Below are 22,258 nucleotides of genomic sequence, written 5' to 3'. Positions count from 1 at the left end.
GCCAAACGGAGCCAAGTCCGAACTTCCACTCGGACGAGATGAATTGATGCGTCTCGGAATCCAGGTCGGGAGTTGCCTTCTGATTCTGATTTGCTCGGCGCCACCAAACGGCACCCAATTCGCGAATGTTGACTTTGGTTCCATCGTAGTTCGCAGCGCGAGCTCCGTCGCTGAGATCAAAGTTCAAATAGCCAGAGTTCAAGCAATCGTCGACTACGAAAACATGCGCTTGAATAGAGGGGGCGCCCTTCGGGACTCGATTTGGCGGGCGTTCGAAGGGGGAGGCCCCTTGCAGATCCTGCGTCGTATCTTTGTGCAAGTTGCTCCTTCGACCAGTCACCTCACGTCAGTTGGCTTTGGTCGCAAAGTCACGGGCCACCTGGCTGTTGCCAGTCGAGCCAGCTATAAATAATTTGGCGATCTCGAAGCGCACGACGGTCACCGCAAGCGTCAGCACTGCAATGATCGCGACATCTAGCGGGAGGGCGGCTAAGCCTGCTCGCTTGACCGCGGAGCCGTCGTTGCGGCCTATCGCATGGCCAACGCGCACAGCCGTTGCCATGCTGATCCCGAAAGAGATCATGAACAAGATCACGGCGACCTGAAGCGCGATCTTATGAGCGGAAAGTGCGGTAGTGCTGACCAGGTCCGCGAGGAGAGCCGCGGCCGAGGTTGCACCATAGCCGATCAGAGAGGCTATTGAGTCGGCTGTGAACAAGCCTGTAAGCGATTGAGGAGGAATCTGTTTTTGGGATTTGATGGCGTTTGAGATTGCAGGGATTTGAGGCTTGATGGCCGCAAACCTTGCAAATTCGTTTTGTGGATTCCTCTCTGCTGTGAACCGTGCTTCTGTGGTGCATCGGAGGGACGATGCGGCCGAAGAAGCACAAGACGACGGGATCGAACGATCTGTTCCGGGCACGGCTGGACCAGATCATCAACATGAAGCACGAGCTCGTTCTGCTTGCCGGCAAGATCGACTGGGACTGGATCGACGGCGAGATCGCGCCGCTCTACAGCGAGAGCGGCAGGCCTGGGATCGAGACCCGCTTCATGATCGGGCTGCTGTTGCTCAAGCACATTTACGGGCTGTCCGATGAGGGGGTGTGCGAACGCTGGGTCCACGATCCGTACTTCCAGCTCTTCACCGGCGAAGAGTTTTTCCAGCACGTTTTCCCGCACGAGCGCTCGGACCTGAGCCATTGGCGCAAGCGGCTCGGCGACAAGCTGGAGCGGTTGTTGGCCGAGAGCCTTCGGGTGGCGCACGAGGCCGGTGCGTTACGCAGCCAGGACCTCAAGCGGGTCACGATCGACACCACAGTGCAACCGAAGGCCATCAGCTTCCCGACCGACGCCAAACTGCTGCATGCAGCGATCCGGGGGCTGAACCGTCTGGCGAGGAAGCACGGGGTCAGGCTGCGGCAATCCTATTGTCGCGTGGCAAAAAGCGCGGCGATGATGGCGGGCCGTTACGCTCACGCCAAACAGTTCAACCGGCAGCAGCGGCAGCTGCGTATCCTGCGCAGCCGGCTGGGTCGGATCATCCGCGACATTCGTCGCAAGATCGAAGGCCAGGCGACGCTGGAGGAGGCGTTCGCCCTTCCGCTTGGTCGGGCCACGCAGATCCGATCGCAGCAGTGCGCGGCGGCGATCAGGGTGAGACTTCAGCGACAATCAAGGGTTCTTCCGCATATTTGGTGCATCGAGAGCAACGGAAGATCGATTTCAGGCGGCCAGAAGCACGCGTCGACGCAGTAGCGGGTAGCTTGCGCGGCCATACATCTGTCGTTTGATGGTTTTGATCCTGCTGATCTGGCCTTCGACAGGACTGGTTGTCCAAGACGTGGTTATTGCTGCGCGGACGGCGTCGACGTCGCGCGCGATGCCGTTAGCGAAGCTCTTGAGCTCGCTTTTGGCTGCTTGTGCGATCCACTCATCGAGCTCCGCGATGTCGCCGCCGCCGAGAAGTGACACAAACCGCTTCGCCAGCTCGGCTGCCGTGGCAAGTTCCGGCGCTTGGACAAACAGGTGCCCGAGAAACAGCTTGGCTTCAGAATCGATCTGATCCAGCTTCTGGCTCAAATACCAAGCACAGCGACGACGTGTAGGAGCTTTCCAGGTCGGGGACGGTTGTGCTGCCCCTTCCGGGGCTTCACGTTTACGCCTGTTCGCAGCCCATCGTGCTATCGTCACCCGACTTCCGGTATAACCCTGCTGCTGAAGCTCCCGCCAAAGCTGCTGACCGATCCGGCTGCCTGAGGCCCAGCGCGCTTCAAGCCATGCCTCGAAGGGCGCGAGAAGGTGAGAGGGTCTATGAGGACGCGAATGCTCTGGCTCGCCGCCGGCGGCGAGCCAACGCTGGACAGTGCGCCTGTCGACACCGAGCAGTTTGCCAATGCCGGATGTCGCACAACCTTGCGCGCGGAGACGACAAATTTCATCCCAACGTTCGCGTCGTGCAGCTCGTCTATCCGCTCGCAATTGTGCAAGGCCCGGCGCTGACGCGGAAACGCCGGTGATCGGAGTCTTTCCGGCTGCCATGATTTGCACCGCTGCGGCTAGGTTGTGACGATGGCGACCGACCGCATGACGCAAGGCATCCCCCAAACTGTTAAGTAAGTGCCAACGGTCCGCGACCTGAACTGCATTGGGCGCACCACAGCGGGCGCCGTCAGCATAAAGACCCGCACGATCACGGGCCACAATCTTGATCCCCGGCCACCTCTTCAGCCAGCGAGCAACACTGCCGGCGTTACGATCCGGAAGCAGGTCGAGCACGCAATTGCGCTCCAGATCGCAGATGATCGTTCCATATCGCTGGCCACGACGCCAAGCCCAATCGTCGATGCCGACGACAGTCGGAGCAGCAAAATCCGGTAAGGGCGCCGAGTGAACCATCCGGAGCAAGGTATCGCCGCTAACCGGCATAGCGAGTTTGTGCGATAGGCGCGAGCCGGGCTCTCCGCCCACAGCAAAGCCGATCGCCAGTTGGCTCTCGCCGAGACGGATTGTTCGTCTCGCTCTCGGTCGTACTGTCGTTGGTAGCCGCTCGGTAAATATTCGGCGCAGGCATCTGGGATTCGCGCACCGAAACCGTCGCGCCTGAAGACGGATTTCGACCACCTGACCCTGCCATGGCAGATCGGCTAACCGTCGCGTGTAATGGCTGTGGACCCGATGAGTTTGGTTACTGCAACAGGGACAGAGCGAGACCGCTGCCTTTGGTCGAGCCACGAGCACCACCCTGTCAGTTTGGGGAAGTATCTGGACAATTAAGAGCTCGGGCGAAATCAGCGAGCGGAATGCTTGGTGCAAGGCGAATCACGGCGTCGACTGCGATTCCAGCCTTATGACCTTATTCGCACCGTCCGTGAATCCCACACCCTGCACCAAATATGCGGAAGAACCCCTGATTGTCGCGCTATACAGCAGCAGCGCCAGCGCGGCTTCAAGCTCTATTCCTTCCATGCCCCGGAGGTGGAATGCATCGGCAAGGGCAAGGCCGCCGCACCTTACGAGTTCGGCGTGAAGGCCTCCATCGTTACCAACAATCGCCGCGCCCCCGGCGGCCTGTTCGTGCTGCATGCCAGGTCGCTGCCCGACAACCCTTACGACGGTCACACGTTGCGGGACGTTATGGACCGCACCGAGACACTCACCGGCTGCGCGATCGAGCGGGCCTATGTCGACAAGGGCTACCGCGGCCACGACGCGCAAAATCCCCGCCGCGTCTTCATCTCCGGCCAGAAGCGCGGTGTCTTCGGCGCCATCAAGCGCGAGCTGCGCCGCCGCTCCGCCATCGAGCCCATCATCGGACACCTCAAGGCTGAAGGACACCTCGGCCGGTGCTACCTCAAGGGCCGCGCCGGCGATGCCGCCAACGTCGTCCTCTCAGCCGTCGGCCACAACTTCCGTCGCATCCTCGCCTGGTTCAGAGAACTTTTGCGCCTATTGTTGGTCTCGCTCTGGCACACGCTCAACTGCCCAGCTCAGCTCAATCCGGCTTCTTAACGGTCGACTATTGAGATCGGCCCCCACGATTATCAGCTGCCGCATTAGAGGCCAATCGAAGGACAGAGCATGCGTAAGCAAATGATAGTCACGAAACGTGCGCCGCACTCTGACGAACCACCAAACTAGAAAAAAACATCCCCACAGTTAACGAGGCTGGTTGCAAGGCCCGCGCCGAATAATTCTAGCCGGGGCACACCGAGCTTCCCAAGCCCATAGCGCGAGAGCGAGCGCAAGCTGGGTGACACCGAAGGTTAGTCCGCCTGCCACGAGACCAATTGCGACGCCTCCGAGCAAGCCGGCACCGGTATGGAAGCCCAACATGGCGATCGTCATGCCAACGAAGACCGGGAGCGCAGAGGCGGCAAGCATGAACACCAGCCAACAGACCAAGCCGATGACGAGTAAAGGGAGTGGTGGTCCGAGGATGATAATGGCGGTGGGCTCCGTGAGATAGAAGTCTGACGGCTTCGCCTTCCACCACCACCACGGCGCGGCTGTGAGTATAACCGCAAATAGGCCCCTTGAGTAACAGTATCGATCGAGAGCTCTGCGCCTACTTGCCTATAACGGCCGACAAGGGCGACTGCTTCCGCCGTCGAGGAAAACCGGGAACGAGAGGACGCTTCCGCCCATCGAGCGCTGACGAACACACCGCTTGATTTGGCGTGGGCCATAATATACACGGCAGCGCCATCGCTCAAGAATGGGCTGTTTGAGATTTGTCCGACCGCGGTCTCGCGGTCGGGCAACGCGTGGGCCGAGCTGAGTGAGTCGACTGTGAGATTGGGATTACGCCCGCCTGCCGGTAGCCGCCCTATAGCGGCAGCTGGGGTATATTCCAGAAATCCCGACGGAACCGAAAATCCCACCTAGTGGCTCGTCACAGTGATTTTGACGGTTTGATACCGAGCCAGCTTAGGATCGGCAAGTTCTCTGGCGGCACGAGGATTTCGATGCTTCTGGGGATATCGGCTCGACGGCGAATGAGGCCGTTACGTTCGAGCGTGACGATCATCTGATGGACTGAGGGCGGGCTAACACCGAAGTGACGCTGCATGTCGGCTTCGGCGGGGGCCGTCCGAACATGTGCGAGTAGGTATAGATGAAAGCCAGATAATGGCCCTGCTTCTCGGTAAAGCGTGCGCCTGATTTTTGACTCATGGATCGATTCGTCCGGAGCCTCCGACAGGGAGGCGAACGATGAATGTACGGTACCGGGTTGAATTGAGCCAAGCCGAGCGAGAGGAACTGACGGCGATGCTGAGCGGCGGCAAGCATGCCGCTCGCAAACTCAAGCGGGCCCAGATTTTGCTGGCGGCCGACATCGGCAGCCGCGACGAGGAGATTGTCCGGACCGTCAGAGTAAGCGCCTCCACCGTCTATCGGACCAAACGCCGCTTGGTGGAAGGCAATCTCGATCGGGCCTTGAGTGAGGAGCCGCGTCCCGGTGCGGAGCGCAAGCTGACCGGCAAGGAGGAAGCCCTGCTGGTGGCGACCGCATGCGCCAAGCCGCCCGCTGGCCGGAGGCGCTGGACGCTGGCGCTGCTGGCCGACGTGATGGTCAAGCTCACCGATCATGACAGCCTGTCGGGCGAGACCGTGCGCCGCCGGCTGGCCGATAATGACCTCAAGCCGTGGCGCAGGGACATGTGGTGCATTCCCCATGTCGATGGCGAATACGTCGCCCGCATGGAAGATGTGCTCGATCTCTACGCTGAAGCGCCTGATCCCGAGCGGCCGCTGGTCTGCTTCGACGAAACCCCCGTCCAGCTCATCGGCGAAGTGCGCCAGCCGATCCCACCCGAGCCGGGAAAGCGCGAGCGTTACGATTACGAGTACCGCCGCAACGGCACCGTCAATCTCTTTGTCGCCCTCGATCCGCATCGGGCCTGGCGTAACGTCAAAGTCACCGAACGGCGCACCGCCGTGGATTATGCTCACTGCATGCGCGAACTCGTCGATGTCCATTACCCCAAGGCCGCCTGCATCCGTGTCGTGCAGGACAATCTGTCGATCCATGCCCCCGGCGCCCTCTACCAGGCCTTTGCCCCCGCCGAGGCCCGCCGCATCCTGCGCCGCCTCGAGTTCCACTACACCCCGAAACACGCCAGTTGGCTCAATATGGTCGAGATCGAGATCGGCGTGCTCCAAGGGCAGTGTCTCGGCCGCCGGATCGACGATCCAAAACGCCTTAGAAACGAGATCGCAGCATGGGAGCGGCAGCGAAACAAAACTCGCGCCCGTATCAACTGGATGTTCACAACGGACAAAGCTCGCACCAAACTGGGGCGCGCCTATCCAGGCATACCCAAAGAGTCAAAATCACTGTGACGAGCTACTAGCTCAGGGAATGCCGAGGTTCAAACCCACAGTTCACCATCTCGTCAATCTAGCGCCACGCATTTCAACAAACTCGGTTGACACCCTGCTCCGTGCTCTCGTGCCGAGCATTGCGTGAAGCAGGAGCCGCGATTTATCCAAGACGAAGAATTTCTACCGCATGTTTGCCGCGGTTCGTCATTCAATTCAGAGCTGACCTTCGCCCCTTTGCGCAGCTTTTCTCCATCTTCACTTCCAAGGATTTGCGCACAGGCAGAGGATTCCAGCTGCGGCTGAATTAATCTAGTGTTTAGGGCTCTCAGTACGGAGCTTATCGTTCGGCGCCATGACGGGTTGCTCCATGGAAAGGCGCACGCTACTGGTCAGATTGAATATTCACCATTGTCCCCCGCGACAATTTCGGGGTCTCCAAGATTGAGGTCATGCGGACTCGCTTGAACGAACTCCAAGACCTTTTTGTTCGCTGCATCGCCGCTTTCGCGATCCTCGAACATCATCACAGCGGCACCGACGCCTTCACCGCCATCCAGCACATAGTACTATCTGAATCCGTGCGATTCCCGTAGGATTTGCACCGACAGCGCTAGCTGTGGGCCGAGCGGGATGGCATCACGCGCGAGACATTCGACAGAACTTGTCCGGTAGCGAATCCGTGCGCTGCGAGGCAATTACCGTTCGGGCCCGATCGCGGCGAGATCGGAGTATCGGTTCGCCTCTTTGAACGAGATCGGTTCGATAGCTTCTGGCGGCATGGCGGTTCCCGAGGCCCTTGGGCTCGCAACGGGCACGATGTCAGCAATTGAGGAAGCGTTACGCGGCGCGTGCCCCGACCCCCGTGGCCCTCCGGGCCCGGGTGGGCACGGGAACGCGCGGCACAGGCGGATCAAGCGCTCCAGCCAGGGAACTCGTTGTCGATGGCTTCGACGTCGCTGCCGGTGATCGGGTCACGCAAGATCGCGTCTTCGAGCGGGATGCCAAGCCCGACGAGGTTCTGATCAAACCAAAACCTCTTCGTGATGGTCGTCGAAGTCACGCAGTCCGATGGCGGCGATCATCCGCTCGCGGTCACTGTCGTTACCCGCCTGTGTATCCTGCAAGGTGATAACCGCTGTATTGAGCTTGGTGAAGAACACATTGCGCGAGAGTGTGAACGCGCGAGCCGAGATGCAGTAACGCGTGTAGGCGTCGAAGAGATCATCCTTCGATGTCATGAGCTCTGGCCCGACCTCGCACCGATCGGCGACGAAGCCGCGAACCCGGTTGTTCGAGTTGAAAATCGGTCGTTTGGCGTCCTCGGATGCTTATGCGAACCATGAACTTACCCGTCTCGCGCAGGCTGTCCCAACATCAAGAGCAAAGTTGAGGATGCCGGGCAACTCCGTGAGGAGCTTCGCCGTCAACTCGGCATCCTCGCGACCTTCGAATGACACGCGGAATGGGATCGCGATCATTCGCGCGCCGATGGCAGCTGTGTGGTCTCCGAAGCCCGGAAACTGATTGCCGATCATCGCGACGTGGCGCCGCATTGCTCAGCACGCTTAGGGCTCACGGCGGCGAAGATGTCACCGTGCACGGTTTTCGGTCGTCGATTTTCGATTGGGGTATCGAGCGCGGATGCAGCCGCGACCTCATCGACAGTGCAATGCCGATGGTGAGATCGCGACGGCTGGACCGAGCCGAAAACCCGGAGGGCCTGCCAACGGTCCGAGCTGCTTAAACTGCGGCGCGAGATCATGCAAGCAAGATCGGACTTCGTCACGGGTGCAAAATGAAAACCCGCAACGCTCCGCGCACCACTCCGCATCTTGGATAGCGTGCTCGTGTTGATCGCGACCCTTCGGGCCGCTGGGAAGGCTTTGTGGCGGGTGAGGCTATAGCCTGTGGTTTAATGACGTGTCCGGATGGCATGCTCTGGCGCAGGAAAGCTCATGCGCTACTGGCTTGAATGTGCGGCGGCTCAGATTCTATCAGGCAAGAGAAACTGGCTCGCCTCGCCCGGATTGACCGCTCATAGATAGACAGCCTCGAGAGGCAATCGGAGAACCCGACAATTGATCTTGTCGTCGCATCAACGATGCGCTCGGCGTTCATCCGTGGATGATGCGCGCTATAAGCGGCGAAGACTGACACGTTGATCGCCTACCGTCGAAAGCTTGCGAGGTCGTAGCAAGCCCACGCCCAGGCCGTTGAGCCGGGAACAACTTTGCTGCCGGCCGCTACCGTTCCAGCAACCTTGCAGTCCGACAGCGTCGACATGTACCCTTCTAGGATCGTTATTCCGCCATCCTCTTGCTGGTAGGCGACCACGCCTAATGCACCCGATAATCCTCGCTGAAGGGTCGTGTCGTGGCAGACATAGGCGGCCGAAAAGCCGGGCTTCACAGTGGCGGCCTTGATCGTTGCCTCGCCCATCTTCCGGCACTCGTCCATATTGTCTGAGGGCTGAGCAGTGATGTTGATCGTAGCTAAAACGCTTAGTTGCGTCCAGGCGACGATCATGATGAGCGGCGACATGGCGGCGGACCTCAGTCAATACGGCGCAATTGGACTGAGCGCATCAGGCCATCAAAGACGGATGGCATCGGCCATCGCGCGCGTATTTCGCCTTGGTCGATGTCTTCGGTCGTTCTGTTTGCCCGCACATATAGCCGCCATGCTGCGCAAGCCACAGTGACGAGAGATACCGCCGCGTCGGCGATGAGAATGGTGTGGTTTCGGGCGGGGTTGATGCTCATGGGCGATGCTCCTCATGCGCGGCGTCGGAGATGATCTTGATCAGCCTAAAAAGCGTGAGTGGATGTTTCCGTACAAGCTCAGTGGTCGCCAGCGCGAATTCGTCAGGGCCTCCACGCTGGCGGATGGTATCTCGGAGTGCGGCGAGCTTGGCGGGATCGGCGGAGCGAATAGCCGCCTCGAAGGCCGGAATGAATTTGAGCCTGTCCATTGCAGCACGCTCCTTGTGAAGAGAGCTTCGACCATAGTGGCGGCCTAGTCGCCATGAGCCTCGGTAATCGCCGCAAGTACGACGCTCGTTTTCGCCCTCCATTCGGACCATTGTTTGAGCGATGCTATCGCGATCTCCAAGCCCTCTTCACGAGTCACGGACGATTTCCACAGCGCCCCTGTTGCCGAAGACCATGTGGCTTGCGGCTCCGAAAAAAGCGCGCGGGCGTCTGGAGGAACCATCCGCGCTGAGTTTGCTACGCCAAGCTTGGTCTGTCTGGAGTTGCGGGAAGAACAGCCAAGCCGATAAGCCTCTCAGCAACTCGTATGCCAGAACGGCACGAACACGACAGAGCACAGCGGCGACGTGCAGTATGCGCAAGACGTGCGGACGGTGCTGACGGCCGCCCGCACGCCCGCCGCGCGAACAGGCTTGGCCCTCATGAGGGTCATTCAACAAGCGACCAAGCCATACCTGGCTCAGAAACCCGCGTGCCAGTCAGAGAACGAAGGGAACCGATGTGCTGTAAGGTGTGGGCCGCACATACATGTCGTTAACCCGACGCGGTTTGGACGGAACCAGACGCGCTGCTAATGACGCCGGGGACGTAAGGGGGTCGGATCAATCTCGTCATCATGTATCGCCATCAGCTCACCCGGCTCCAAGCCGAGCCTTTGCAACTGCTCCTTTTCGATTGGACAGTTGAGCATTGCGGCCTTTGCGCCGCAGTCTGCTACGGTCCTCCTCACCGCTTCTGAGGGGTCAGCGACGGCTACCACGTATGTTACGTGCCTATATTCTTCGTCGTCGTCGCTATCTTTCTTGAAAAGAGCGACTGTCACTATCCAACCATCCATCTTGCTGCGCTCCGCAGGCACTGCCTATGCGCTAGCAGGCCTCTGCAATTCCGGCGCCATCGAACAGGGTAACCGAATTCATTGCACGAATATCGCAGCCGCTACGATGGCGAGCGAGGCTAGCCGACTGCGCGGCCGCCCGTGCGAGATAGCTACGCGCGGTGTGCGGCGCCGGCGACGCTGACATGGGAAGCGCGCCGGTTGATGCAATACTCAGGTGAGGTGGAACGTGGTTCAGCGGAGCAGAGTCACAACGTCGGGCGCCATTCCCGGCGGATCTGGGAACGCCCGCGGGTCATCGACGGGCACCTTGTCGATGACGGTGGGGCGCGTCTCGATCGTGGTGCCGTGCTTGATACGTAGACCGCACCGGCGATCGCGGCGGTGAACACCATGCGGCCGCGTTCGTGCAATCGGGCGAATGCGCCGCGCCAGGCCGGGCTTCGGCTGAGAAGTTTGCGCCGGGGAACTTGACCAGCGGGCCGCCGTCAGCAAGACGGGCAAGCGCTGAGGCGATGTGGCGGTACGCAGTGTCGGCCACGCGGCGGGAGACGCTCGGCATCGCCGAAAACGGCGGGTTCATCAGCACGACCCTCGGCACGATGGCGGGATCGATCGTCGATTTGGACCGCATCGAAGCGCGTGACGGAAATGGCCGGAACGAGGGAAGAGAGCAACCTGGCCCGGGTCTCGGCCAATTCGTTCAGCCGAGCCGCCGGCGATCTCGGCGAGGATGACGAGCAGCCCGGTGCCTGCGGACGGCCCCCAGCACGCGATCCGCTGCCGTAATCGCGGCCGCGGTCAGAGCAGCCAGGCCGAGCGGGATCGGCGTCGAGAACTGCTGGAAAGTCTCGCTCTCGGCATTGCGGCGCGTGTGGGTCGGTAGAAGGCCTGCGATCTTGCCCAAAGCGGAAAGTTGTGAAGCCGCAGAGCCGGCTTTACGGAAAAGCGCCTTTCCGGATTTGCGCAGAGGCAGGACGATGGGACCTCGCAAGCGTCATAGGCCATCTTCCAATTCCAGGCGCCCTCGCATCGGGATGCGCCGAAGGCCGCTTCCATTGCGGGCGCGCAAGATAGCGCTTTCGATGCGTCGGCCACGTTCGAGATACGGCAGGAGCTGCTTAGCAGCAGCGATTATGATGCTGGCGCCCTCGGGAACGGGCGAGATCGGCTAGAGCGGGAACGGGCGAGTAGGCCGGCGCTCTCTCTCGGACCGCGCCGGCTCAGACTCGTTCCGGCCGACCTCTCCCTCTCAGCATCAAGGCGGTGCCCGACATGAGAAACAGCGCGCCCCGCCGGGCGGCGCGCCGCGCATAGAGCGTTCGCCAATAACCCAACTGCCAAGATGGTTAGGCTTGGCCGTCGTCAGCGTCGGCGACCGCTTCCGCGAGGTGAGGCAATTGTGCTAGGACATAGAAGAATGTCAAAGGGTACGCACACGACGAGGGCCGCCCGATTGACGCATGCGCGCGGGTCTCGAGAGCGCTATGATGGCGTTGGGTGAAGATCAGGCGGCCCGCTGATCGGAGGGCTCTGCAGCCTGGCGCAGAAGCTTCCATTCCCAGGGCAGCAGTTCGTGCAGACGCGAAGTGGGAAGATCGGCGATACGGGTGAGGACGTCGGCAAGCCAGGCCTTTGGATCGACGTCATTGAGACGACACGTCGTGATCATCGTCAGCATGATGGCGGCACGGTTGGCCCCACGCTGGCTGCCGGCGAAGGTCCAGTTGCGCCGTCCCAAGGCGATGCCTCTCAATGCGCGTTCAGCGCAATTGTTGGTCAAGCAGATCCTGCCGTCGTCGAGGAAGCGGGCGAAGCCCTCCCAGCGCCTGAGCATGTAGTTGATCGGCTTCAGGACCTCGGACGAGCGCGAGAGGGTTTCGCGCTCGCGCAGCAGCCAGGCGTGCATGTCGTCGAGAAGCGGCTTGCTCTGTTCCTGGCGGACGGCGCGCCGGTCGTCAGCGTCACAGCCGTTGATGGCGCGCTCGATCTCGAACAACGCGTCCAGCCGCTTGACCGCCTCCAGTGCGATCGGGGAGACCGGTTTACCCTTCTTGCCCTCCCGAGCATTTTTCTCGATGTCAGCCAGCTCGAAGAAGCCTCGCCGGGCATGGGCAAAGCAATACGCCGGCGTAATTGGTAGTGTCTTCTTCTGCGGATCGAACAGCGGCTCGAAGCCGTTGTAGCAATCGGCTTGCAGGATGCCGGCGAAGGCGGCCAGATGCTTCTGGGGATGCTCGCCTCGTCGGTCACCCGAGGCGTAATAGACCGCCGCAGGCGGCGCAGGCCCGGCAAAGGGCCGATCATCCCGTACATACGTCCAGATCCGTCCGGTCGTGCACTTGCCCTTCGCCAGGATCCGGATGGTAGTGTCATCGCCATGAAGGCGCTCGGCAGCGAGCACATGGCGTTCGATCAGGTGGAAGAGCGGCATGACCGCGAAGGTCCCGTGGCCGACCTGGTCCGCCAGCGTCGACAACGACAGGTCGATCCTCTCGCTCTTGAAGCGCGCGCTTTGGCGGTTGAGCGGGATATGCATGCCGAACTTGTCGAACAGGATGGTCGCCAGCAATTGTGGACCGATGAAGCCGCGCGGCGTGGCATGGAACGGCGCAGGCGCCTGACTGATCGTCTCGCAATCGCGGCAGGTGAACTTCTCGCGTACCGTCTCTATGACCTTGAAGCGGCGCGGGATCTCCTCCAGCGTCTTGGTCACATCCTCGCCGACCTTCGCCAGCCGTGATCCACCGCAGCAGGCGCAGGTCGTTGGAGCTTCAACGACGACGCGCTCGTGTTCGATATCGTCTGGCCAAGGCTTGCGCACCGGCCGCTTACGCGTGAAGGGACGGACGTTCTGCGTCTTCGCCGCCGCCGCCTGAGCGGCAAGCTCATCCTCGCTCGCCGTGGTTACGAGTTCCTCGAGCTCCAACTCCAACTGCTCGAGCAGCCGTGCCGAGCGCTCGGATCGCTGCCCGTGCAGTTCGCGCTTGAGCTTCTCGATCCGCAGCTCAAGATGTGCGATCAGCGCTTCGTTGTCCGACAGCTCCGCCCGCGCACTGGCGGCATCCGCGACGGCGACATCGCGCTCAGCCTGCAACATCTCTCGCTCGGCCAGCAGCGCAAGGTAGGCGCTCGCGAGGTCAGAAGGAAGATCGTCCGGCTTCGATGTCATGAAGCCATTGAATCAGATCGAGCAGCAGATTCAAATCGTAAAAGCGGCTATCCGACCCGCGTCGGCCGATGGGTTTCTTGAGGGTTACGCCAATCGATTCCGGACAACAGGTAGCTCATCTGAGCCGGCGAGATCGTCACAGCTTCACCCGCAACCGATGGCCAGACGAACTTTCCTCTCTCGAGTCTCTTGGTGAACAGGCATGCTCCCTGGCCATCGTGCCAGATCACCTTCACAAGATCGCTTCGGCGACCGCGGAAGACGAACAGATGACCGCTGAGCGGGTCCTTGCGCAGCACCTCCTGCACCTGGAGTGCCAACGACGGAAAGCCTCGGCGCATGTCCGTGTAGCCTGTCGCGAGCCACACTCGCGCGCCCGTGGGAACTGGGATCATCGGCGGACCAAAGCATCGAGAACACGACGTAGCGCGTCTCCATCAACGTCGCCATCGACCCGGATGCGGTGCCCGGTACCAAGATCAATCTCGATGATGCCGTGGCTCTTGCGTCGACGCGTCGTCGTCGTCAACGGCGCTTCGGCCACCTCCCGCGGTGGCGCGGACGACCCAATCTCGACCGGAACAAACGGCGCTATGCTCGCTTCGCCGTGCCTGCAAAGCTCCTTGCGCCACCTGAACAGCTGGCTCACATGAAGCCCGGCCACGCGAGCCACCTCGGAAACATTGGCGCCGGGCTCCAGCGACGCTGCAACAAGCCGTTCCTTCTCATCTTGCGACCAGCGGCGCCGCCGCTCGACCGACGTGATCACCTCCGCCCTCGAAATCGTCATAGCGCTTCTCCTAGGATTACCCCTAGGACCTGCAGCGATCGCGTTCGTCAAACAAGGCGGCCCTCAACGGAGGGATACGTCAAAGGACACAAACAGGATGTTGTTGAAGTCGTGCGCGACGCCGCCGGTGAGCTGGCCGATAGCTTCCATCTTCTGCGCTTGTCGGATCTGAGCCTCGTGGGCCTCGATCTCCTGAAGCGCTTCACCATGGCCTCGGCCCTGCGGCGCTGCTTCGCCTCCTCTTCAAGCGCCGCATAGGCTTCATTAGTTGGATACGTGTCGGCAGTACCAGGATCCGCATCAGCAGCAGCGCCAGCGTAATTGCAAGCGAGGCCGGCGCAAGCAAGACCTTGATAACGGCTTCGGTTTGTAAGCCGGCGCCCACCATTGTGAGGATCGCCGGCGCTCCGATAAGAGCCCGGCGTGTTAAATAAGTTGCAGCCAAGCCATTCCAAGATTTCGCAACACGAAAGCAGTTCTCCTTTCGGGCCGGCAATAGTTGTAGCTTCCTTTGCGCCTTGCGCTCAGCCGCATACTTGCCGTCGCGTTCAGCTTCCATCCGTCGTTTGCAATTCCACCCTCCGCAAAGTACTCGAAGATAACCCGGAAGGTCAGAGCACGGGCTTGCGGCGGCCCGCGAATCCAACTTTGGGGCGGTTAACCAGCGTTGAAGAGTTTCGAGCTGGTCCGGCGTACCACGTATAAGATCGGCACGTTCCCCGAAGAGCAGGAATGTCGCAATGCGGCGACCTCCAGTTGCGTATCCAGGTCCTGGGCTTCTAGCCAACGGGCGATTGCTTCTAATGGAGACATAGTTTGGCTCTCCTGCCTTTCAATCGCGGTTCAAGCGTTGCGACCGGCATAAGTCGGTTTGCGAGAGCGAAATTCGGCCAAGAGAACGCTGCGCTGGTCAACTACAAGAACGTGCGGGTTCAAATCCCTACAATTGTCGCACACAATCACTACTAATAATCGCAACTGACCGGGTGGTGGCGCTATGACCTCGTTGGTTATCGATCGTCAGTGAAAACGCTGTACCGACTTGGCTACATCGCATGCGTCGGTCGGTTCTTGGACATAAAGTCATCATCGGCCGATGAGCACGAAACGGATATGGCTACGACACACTTGGTATGTTTCCTTTAATCAATCGAAGCGGCCAAATCGATATCCCATTCGAGAAACCAGAACTTTTCCGAGCGAGGCTGACGCAAAACAATTTGCTAGCGAACTGCTGAACAGTCCTCCTGCACGTTTGACTACGATGTTAGCTGGAACGATAAACCCATACTATCCAAGACGCGTAATTGGATCGAGCGACATAGTACTTTGGATTCGCGGTCGCAATTGAGCCCCATATAGCCGAGCGGGACACCCCCATATAGCTGAGCGGGACACCAAGGCGAGATTCATTCGTGAGTGCGGTCAAAGGACGTGGTCGCGTTCGTGCGTGATCCACCCGCAGTAATGATGCCCAAGCATCGTTAGCAATTAATGGCAGCTAAGGCTCCGGCAACCAAGTTGAAACATCGCGAACTTGCCATGTCAACCACCAGATCTCGTCGGTGAATTCTGTTGAAATTTAACGCTTGGTGACCACCGATCGTTAGTGGCAAGCTCGTGCGAGCGAGGATGACTGTAAGCCTCACGCTATCAGTCCTGTCGGAGTTGGGCGGAACGCCGGGGGAGATACTCGGGCAGCTCACCAGTTCTTCATGAGCCGGATCAATAACCGAGCTGCCTTTATTGAAGCGGCCGAGGAGAACACTATGATGACACGCTTGTTTGCGTTGCTGCTCCTTGCCATCGTATCGCTACGGGCGCACGCGCAGCTGCCAGTCCCTTCTACGTAGGTGAATCAGAGGGCTCCGTGCTTTCGGTACCGACGCTAGACGCACCAACAGGAGACTTCACGGGAGCGTATGTGAATAGCGCGGCGGGATTTTCGTGCCAGGGATATCCGTACCCTGCAGCGGGAAACGTTACGGCGAACAGAATATACCTCTACGTCAATTGGACCTCATCTACAGCTCCGACCTGCAGAACAATGACGATCTGGCATGGCCGTATAGCGGGTGACACGATTCCAACTCGATGGACGATGTACTACGTGGGGGCCGACTGGCACTTTCATGAAGTGACTGGCTGGGATTTCTTTACGAGGACGTAGACCAAACCTGGTGGAAGTCGCGTTTTTGATCGCTCTTACACCGTTGCTGGATACGTGATCGTCTGAGCGTCTGCTTCATCAATGATGCAGATGATTTGGTTGCGAGGAGCGCACGAACGATGAGTTGGGCATGCTTGAAACAGACGCGAAACTGCGGTATCACTGCTCGTAGGGCCACTTTAGAGATGCACGTTCATAGGTAAGTGCGGGAGCGCTTAATGAAGAATTTGCGGGTATATCGCCTTTTGTTTGGTGATCTTAGCTTCCGCATTTGAGGGCGCGCAGGCAGCGAATTCGTCGAGCGCGGAGGCGCGCTTGAGAGAGAAGAACATCACACTGCCGGCTGCTGCGGCGACGGTCGACAGCTTTGTCAACGCGGTTCAAGTGGCAATCTCTTGTTCATGGCCGGTAGTGTCTTAAGCGAGCCGAAGGGTAATCTCGGCCGGGATCTGGCCGTCGAACAAGGCTATGAAGCTGCACGGCAGGCCGGCCTGATCATGGTAGCCTCGATCGGGTGAAACGCGTAGTCAGGTGGTCGGCATGGTGAACTCGGCCGATGAGTTCGCTGACCAAGCCAAGGTGGTCAATGGATATTCCGACCTGATGGTCGATGCGTTCGGGGAATCAATTGGGAGAGATGCCCGCTCCTCGCTAGGCGTGGCGGCGCTTCCTTGCCGCGGTCGAAGTCGAAATGATTCTTGAGGTGGACTAAGTTTGCGCAGCTCGGGACCCCTTCTACTTAGGAAGTCGGCTGTGAACAAGCCTGTAAGCGATTGAGGGGGAATCTGTTTTTGGGATTTGATGGCGTTTGAGATTGCAGGGATTTGAGGCTTGATGGCCGCAAACCTTGCAAATTCGTTTTGTGGATTCCTCTCTGCTGTGAACCGTGCTTCTGTGGTGCATCGGAGGGACGATGCGGCCGAAGAAGCACAAGACGACGGGATCGAACGATCTGTTCCGGGCACGGCTGGACCAGATCATCAACATGAAGCACGAGCTCGTTCTGCTTGCCGGCAAGATCGACTGGGACTGGATCGACGGCGAGATCGCGCCGCTCTACAGCGAGAGCGGCAGGCCTGGGATCGAGACCCGCTTCATGATCGGGCTGCTGTTGCTCAAGCACATTTACGGGCTGTCCGATGAGGGGGTGTGCGAACGCTGGGTCCACGATCCGTACTTCCAGCTCTTCACCGGCGAAGAGTTTTTCCAGCACGTTTTCCCGCACGAGCGCTCGGACCTGAGCCATTGGCGCAAGCGGCTCGGCGACAAGCTGGAGCGGTTGTTGGCCGAGAGCCTTCGGGTGGCGCACGAGGCCGGTGCGTTACGCAGCCAGGACCTCAAGCGGGTCACGATCGACACCACAGTGCAACCGAAGGCCATCAGCTTCCCGACCGACGCCAAACTGCTGCATGCAGCGATCCGGGGGCTGAACCGTCTGGCGAGGAAGCACGGGGTCAGGCTGCGGCAATCCTATTGTCGCGTGGCAAAAAGCGCGGCGATGATGGCGGGCCGTTACGCTCACGCCAAACAGTTCAACCGGCAGCAGCGGCAGCTGCGTATCCTGCGCAGCCGGCTGGGTCGGATCATCCGCGACATTCGTCGCAAGATCGAAGGCCAGGCGACGCTGGAGGAGGCGTTCGCCCTTCCGCTTGGTCGGGCCACGCAGATCCGATCGCAGCAGCAGCGCCAGCGCGGCTTCAAGCTCTATTCCTTCCATGCCCCGGAGGTGGAATGCATCGGCAAGGGCAAGGCCGCCGCACCTTACGAGTTCGGCGTGAAGGCCTCCATCGTTACCAACAATCGCCGCGCCCCCGGCGGCCTGTTCGTGCTGCATGCCAGGTCGCTGCCCGACAACCCTTACGACGGTCACACGTTGCGGGACGTTATGGACCGCACCGAGACACTCACCGGCTGCGCGATCGAGCGGGCCTATGTCGACAAGGGCTACCGCGGCCACGACGCGCAAAATCCCCGCCGCGTCTTCATCTCCGGCCAGAAGCGCGGTGTCTTCGGCGCCATCAAGCGCGAGCTGCGCCGCCGCTCCGCCATCGAGCCCATCATCGGACACCTCAAGGCTGAAGGACACCTCGGCCGGTGCTACCTCAAGGGCCGCGCCGGCGATGCCGCCAACGTCGTCCTCTCAGCCGTCGGCCACAACTTCCGTCGCATCCTCGCCTGGTTCAGAGAACTTTTGCGCCTATTGTTGGTCTCGCTCTGGCACACGCTCAACTGCCCAGCTCAGCTCAATCCGGCTTCTTAACGGTCGACTAGGAAGGCTCTTACGCGAGGGTTGAAAATAGTCGCCGTGCCGACGTGCTCTGTCGGTTCTTATGGCGGCATGAAGCTCGGACAGTATCCCTCCGTTGAGGCTTTCAATTACCCACATCGTCGACGAAGCGCGAGGCGTGGAGTCGCTACTCGAACAATTGATGTGATTTCGGCATTTCGACCGGCCTCTGACTCATAATTTGAAGGTAAGCGTCGATTCCGCGCGAAACTAGAGCTTTTCAGCCACGATCGGCCAAAAAACGTTGATTAATTAGAGATTTAATGACCGGGTAGTCGGCAGCCACTCCGACGCCGCCGAACGAAGACCTACGCAAATGCCGGATTCGGGATTATTCCTCGAACAGTTTCATCGTGTCGATCAGGGCCGAAGAAAAAAAGGAGTATGGCCCGCAGCAAGGCGAGGACCGTTCTCCGGCCCTGAGACCGGTCTAAAAAGGCACCCGGCGCGCGCCTTAGTGACAGCGATGCCGCAGGCAAAGGCGTGACCGAGTGCCTCCGGCGAAGGGTTCAATATACCTTGCGTGAGGGATCGTGACCCGAATGGGCGGAGACGACCGGCTCCGGGCGAAGCCTAGAGCCCGGCCCGCAGGGCACGCTCAACTCAAAAAGGCTCTCCGGTCGGAGAGCCTTAGCATTTCGCAAACAGGATGAGCGCGGCCGCAAAGCGCTGCCGGAATTCCGCCTCTCGCGGACGTCAATCGCACCTTCCAGGACAAGCTGGTCTTCGGGCTATCGGAGCGACCATCTAATCGCTCTCCCGGTCGGTCTGCGGCTTCGGCTCGCGCAAGATGATTCTTCCTGAGACCGCAACGCCCGGCGCGATCACGATGTTGAATCCCTTGCCGTCTTCATTCGGCCACGCGGCACCGATGCGTGTCCACGTCGATTTCCTGCCATCATCGCAGAATCGCATAGTCGCGTTCACGATGAATCGTAAAATCGCATTGTCGCACAACCACAAATGCGACAGGACTGCCACAGGGGTAGATGCCTTGGCGCAGGGGCCGGGCGTCATGGTCGCATAATCGTGTAATCGTGTTGCGGCCGCTGAAGGATTATGAGCGGGACATCGTCCGACGAACACTCGTTGCATTGAACTCAACATGACGCGTGCCGCCGATGTCTTGAAAGTCTCAAAGCCGACGCTCTATCGCAAAGTCCGCGAGTACAACATCAAGCTCGAACGCAGCCTCTGAGCGGCACAACGCGTTTGAAAGAAACGGGTTGAAACCTTTTGTTCGCTGTTGTGTTGATACCTCGCTGACGATCAACAAAGACGAAATCGAACTTGGCGTCTCAATCCAGAGGAACCGCGTTCGGAGGCAATCGTGAACAACCGCACTTTATCGAAGTGGGTGAGCCGGTCGCTTCAAGCCGAGATGATCTCTCAACGTCCGGCCTTGATACTGTGTTCGAAATAGGCCGCGCTTTTGTAGCTCCGGGACGACCAGATCGACAAAATCGGTCAGACCCTGCGGCATATACGGAGACATGATCGTATAGCCATCGACCGCTCCGGCGACGAACCAATCTTCGAGCTGATCAACCACTTCCGCGGGATCGCCAACCACTATCCTGTGCCCGGCTCCGCTCGCGACCTTCTCGGCGACCTGCCGCAAGGTCAGACCGTCGCGATCTGCGAGCGCCCTGAGAAGTTGATAGCGGCTCTTGATGCCTGTGACGGCGTTGATGTCGAGCTCGGGGAGCGGTCCGTTCGCAGGAAATTCCGAGAGGTCGGTATCCAGGAGCTCGCTGAGCAGTGCCATGCCTGCGTGTGGCGTCAGCAGATCGTTGAGCGTTGCTTGTTTCTCCTTTGCTTCGTCGGATGTCGGGCCGACGAAGATCAGCGCCCCTGGTAGGAACCGAATGTCTGACGCAGAGCGTCCATTGCGTTCGGATAGCGAACGAATTGCTTCACGCGCTTCTGCTGCCTCGTCCCGGGTTTGGGCCGCCAAGAAGACGGCATCTGCCGTTCTTGCTGCGAAATCCCTGCCGACGTCGGAAGTTCCTGCCTGAAAAAGAACGGGATGACCTTGTGGAGGCCTTGGCAAGTTCAACGGGTCCCGGACATTGAAATATTCGCCGGCATGGTCGACAGTGGCGATCTTCGCTCGATCGGCATAAACACCGCTCGCCTTATCGCCTATCAGCGCGTCATCCTGCCAGCTGTCCCAGAGCTTTCTTACCACATCTACGAATTCTGTGGCTCGCGCGTAGCGCGCTGCATGAGAGGGATTTGTCTCCCGACCGAAATTACGTGCTTCCGGCTGGCTTGCGGTAGTCACTACATTCCAGCCGATCCGCCCGTGGCTAAGATGATCCAACGCGGCGAAGCGGCGGGCGATGCTGAACGGCTCGTTATAGGAGGTGGAGGCAGTCGCTGCGAGACCTAACTTTTCAGTTGCGGCTGCCATGATAGGCAGGACTGCGAAGGGATCGATCCGGAACGGTACCTCATGCAAAACCTCTCGTGCCCCAGCGGCTGATTTTGGTTCGGTCAAAGCCAGAATGTCAGCAAGAAACACGACGTCAAACAGTCCACGCTCCGCAATTTGCGCGATCTCCTGGTAAAAGGAAGGTTCAAGTATCGAGGCGGTCGCGGCCAGCGGGTGGCGCCAGGAGGAAGTGTGATTGCCAGGCTGACCGCAAAAGGCCGCGAGGTGCATGTGTCGGTCAGTCTGGCTGCTCATGACTATACTCCGGCGAGGGAGGCCGCGGTTTTTGAACACCCTCCCGATTTACTGAGGTTAAAGAAGGGATAAGCGCGAGACGCCCAGCGTCAGCACTTGCTCGTCACGAAATAGAAGGCCGCCTTACTCGCGCCGGCCGGGTCAGGCCGGAGCGCCGTTATCGTCTGACGAACTCGAACTCGATCAGCGCGCCCCGAGCGCGACGAGCGCGCAGCCAATTGTGTGCATCGTCCTGACTGCACCTCCGCGCTCCCAGTGCCTTCGTCCCGGATGGCCGCACCATATGCCACCGGCTCGTAGATACAGCAGAACATGGGCAGCATGGCGTTCGAAAGAGGTTCTCACGGGAGAGGCAAGATTAGAGCCTTCAATAAGCCGCGGAAGGCGCGAGTTCAAGAAGTCGGCGCTGTCTCGAGCCATTTGGGATCTCGCCTAAGTTTTTCGGCACACCGCAGGCAGGGCTTCCGGTCGCGCGCGATAGCGAAAATAACAATGGTGTAGCGGTTTCGCCCGATCCGCATCCCGGTAACGCTCGCTACCTTCTTTGCGCATGTCGTGTTCCCAACTGTTCGATTGGTCGTCTTCGCAACGCGATGTTCGAGCGGCCCGCTGCACATTCCCTGTCAAGCCTCCGAATGACGTGCAAATGCTCGTTTTTGCCTTGTCCAGCTAATGCCCCGAGAGGATCGCCGGACGGCGCCATCGCCAGTGCTCCAGCCGATGTCTCCACTCTGGCGAAAAACGGCGTGACAAGGCCAACACAAACATGTTGCGAACAGTTGACCATCGGCTGGCACGAAGAATGCAAGCCCTCGACGTGCCTGGGGGCCCTCCCTCCTTCAAGCATGGCCGTGGCCGGCCACTGAGGTTAGCGGCGCGTGACATAGACAGGGGCCGCGTCTACTCGACCGGATACCGGTGGGCGCCTCCGTCACGTTGCCGCTAACTTTCAACGCTGTGAACAGCGTGACTATGGCCTCCTTCAGGAAAGG

General features: G+C 59.9%; 17 protein-coding genes and 4 pseudogenes. 5 read left to right on the top strand and 16 right to left on the bottom strand.

The annotated features are described in order from the left end of the window. Positions 1-346: 346 nt before the first annotated feature. Positions 347-718, bottom strand: coding sequence for an MATE family efflux transporter (locus tag ACVWZM_RS22125; RefSeq protein ID WP_456854765.1), 372 nt, complete (start codon positions 716-718; stop codon positions 347-349). Positions 719-870: 152 nt separating this feature from the next. Here ACVWZM_RS22125 and ACVWZM_RS22120 point away from each other — a divergent pair, with 152 nt between their 5' ends. Continuing rightward, positions 871-1,758, top strand: coding sequence for an IS5 family transposase (locus ACVWZM_RS22120; protein ID WP_456854764.1), 888 nt, complete (start codon positions 871-873; stop codon positions 1,756-1,758). Here ACVWZM_RS22120 and ACVWZM_RS22115 read toward each other — a convergent pair. Continuing rightward, positions 1,726-3,234, bottom strand: coding sequence for an ISL3 family transposase (locus ACVWZM_RS22115; protein ID WP_456856742.1), 1,509 nt, complete (start codon positions 3,232-3,234; stop codon positions 1,726-1,728). The genes ACVWZM_RS22120 and ACVWZM_RS22115 overlap by 33 nt on opposite strands. Before the next feature lie 192 nt (positions 3,235-3,426). Between ACVWZM_RS22115 and ACVWZM_RS22110 the strand changes: the two are divergent. After that, positions 3,427-4,011 (top strand): annotated as a pseudogene (locus tag ACVWZM_RS22110) (IS5/IS1182 family transposase); the annotation flags it as partial. Between the two features lie 883 nt (positions 4,012-4,894). Here ACVWZM_RS22110 and ACVWZM_RS22105 read toward each other — a convergent pair. Then, entirely contained in the window at positions 4,895-5,071 is a 177-nt protein-coding gene (locus tag ACVWZM_RS22105) for a helix-turn-helix domain-containing protein (RefSeq protein ID WP_456853127.1), read from the bottom strand. A 143-nt stretch (positions 5,072-5,214) separates the two neighbouring features. Here ACVWZM_RS22105 and ACVWZM_RS22100 point away from each other — a divergent pair, with 143 nt between their 5' ends. Beyond that, on the top strand, positions 5,215-6,345 hold the full coding sequence (locus ACVWZM_RS22100; protein WP_076829362.1) for an IS630 family transposase: 1,131 nt from the start codon (positions 5,215-5,217) through the stop codon (positions 6,343-6,345). 364 nt (positions 6,346-6,709) lie between these two features. On the opposite strand, the pseudogene ACVWZM_RS22095 reads toward ACVWZM_RS22100, so the two are convergent. The 11 genes and pseudogenes from ACVWZM_RS22095 to ACVWZM_RS22045 form a co-directional block, all read right to left on the bottom strand. After that, positions 6,710-6,926, bottom strand: a pseudogene (locus tag ACVWZM_RS22095) (hypothetical protein); the annotation flags it as partial. 423 nt (positions 6,927-7,349) lie between these two features. Next, complete coding sequence (locus tag ACVWZM_RS22090) at positions 7,350-7,565, bottom strand: hypothetical protein (RefSeq protein ID WP_456854762.1); 216 nt, start codon at positions 7,563-7,565, stop codon at positions 7,350-7,352. A 928-nt stretch (positions 7,566-8,493) separates the two neighbouring features. After that, positions 8,494-8,868, bottom strand: a complete 375-nt coding sequence (locus tag ACVWZM_RS22085) for a hypothetical protein (RefSeq protein ID WP_456854761.1) — start codon at positions 8,866-8,868, stop codon at positions 8,494-8,496. A gap of 11 nt (positions 8,869-8,879) precedes the next feature. Further along, positions 8,880-9,089: a hypothetical protein gene (locus ACVWZM_RS22080; protein ID WP_456854759.1), complete on the bottom strand. Its 210-nt coding sequence runs from the start codon at positions 9,087-9,089 to the stop codon at positions 8,880-8,882. Continuing rightward, a complete protein-coding gene (locus tag ACVWZM_RS22075; protein WP_456854757.1) occupies positions 9,086-9,298 on the bottom strand; it encodes a hypothetical protein in 213 nt (70 codons plus the stop codon). The genes ACVWZM_RS22080 and ACVWZM_RS22075 overlap by 4 nt, the downstream gene beginning before the upstream one ends. A 981-nt stretch (positions 9,299-10,279) precedes the next feature. Then, a pseudogene (locus tag ACVWZM_RS22070) lies at positions 10,280-11,323 on the bottom strand (methylase); the annotation flags it as partial. A gap of 339 nt (positions 11,324-11,662) precedes the next feature. Next, a complete protein-coding gene (gene tnpC, locus ACVWZM_RS22065; RefSeq protein ID WP_057016788.1) occupies positions 11,663-13,327 on the bottom strand; it encodes an IS66 family transposase in 1,665 nt (554 codons plus the stop codon). A 47-nt stretch (positions 13,328-13,374) separates the two neighbouring features. After that, the gene (gene tnpB, locus ACVWZM_RS22060; protein WP_456816592.1) at positions 13,375-13,695 is read right to left on the bottom strand and encodes an IS66 family insertion sequence element accessory protein TnpB; all 321 of its coding nucleotides are present in this window, start codon (positions 13,693-13,695) and stop codon (positions 13,375-13,377) included. Between the two features lie 23 nt (positions 13,696-13,718). Next, entirely contained in the window at positions 13,719-14,096 is a 378-nt protein-coding gene (gene tnpA / locus ACVWZM_RS22055; RefSeq protein WP_176937120.1) for an IS66-like element accessory protein TnpA, read from the bottom strand. 108 nt (positions 14,097-14,204) lie between these two features. After that, a pseudogene (locus ACVWZM_RS22050) lies at positions 14,205-14,501 on the bottom strand (hybrid sensor histidine kinase/response regulator); the annotation flags it as partial. Positions 14,502-16,502: 2,001 nt separating this feature from the next. Beyond that, the gene (locus ACVWZM_RS22045; RefSeq protein ID WP_456854755.1) at positions 16,503-16,661 is read right to left on the bottom strand and encodes a hypothetical protein; all 159 of its coding nucleotides are present in this window, start codon (positions 16,659-16,661) and stop codon (positions 16,503-16,505) included. Positions 16,662-17,200: 539 nt separating this feature from the next. Here ACVWZM_RS22045 and ACVWZM_RS22040 point away from each other — a divergent pair. Beyond that, a complete protein-coding gene (locus ACVWZM_RS22040; RefSeq protein ID WP_456854297.1) occupies positions 17,201-18,547 on the top strand; it encodes an IS5 family transposase in 1,347 nt (448 codons plus the stop codon). A 774-nt stretch (positions 18,548-19,321) separates the two neighbouring features. Here ACVWZM_RS22040 and ACVWZM_RS22035 read toward each other — a convergent pair. Next, on the bottom strand, positions 19,322-19,591 hold the full coding sequence (locus ACVWZM_RS22035) for a hypothetical protein (RefSeq protein WP_456854753.1): 270 nt from the start codon (positions 19,589-19,591) through the stop codon (positions 19,322-19,324). Between the two features lie 88 nt (positions 19,592-19,679). On the opposite strand from ACVWZM_RS22035, the gene ACVWZM_RS22030 reads away from it, so the two are divergent. Continuing rightward, entirely contained in the window at positions 19,680-19,772 is a 93-nt protein-coding gene (locus tag ACVWZM_RS22030) for a hypothetical protein (RefSeq protein WP_456854752.1), read from the top strand. A 147-nt stretch (positions 19,773-19,919) separates the two neighbouring features. Here ACVWZM_RS22030 and ACVWZM_RS22025 read toward each other — a convergent pair whose 3' ends face one another. Further along, positions 19,920-21,266: an LLM class flavin-dependent oxidoreductase gene (locus tag ACVWZM_RS22025; RefSeq protein WP_456854750.1), complete on the bottom strand. Its 1,347-nt coding sequence runs from the start codon at positions 21,264-21,266 to the stop codon at positions 19,920-19,922. Between the last annotated feature and the right edge of the window lie 992 nt (positions 21,267-22,258).

It is taken from the genome of Bradyrhizobium sp. USDA 4501, from assembly GCF_054062115.1.
Note: the sequence above shows the minus strand (reverse complement) of the source record. Positions and strands in the feature narration are given on the sequence as shown.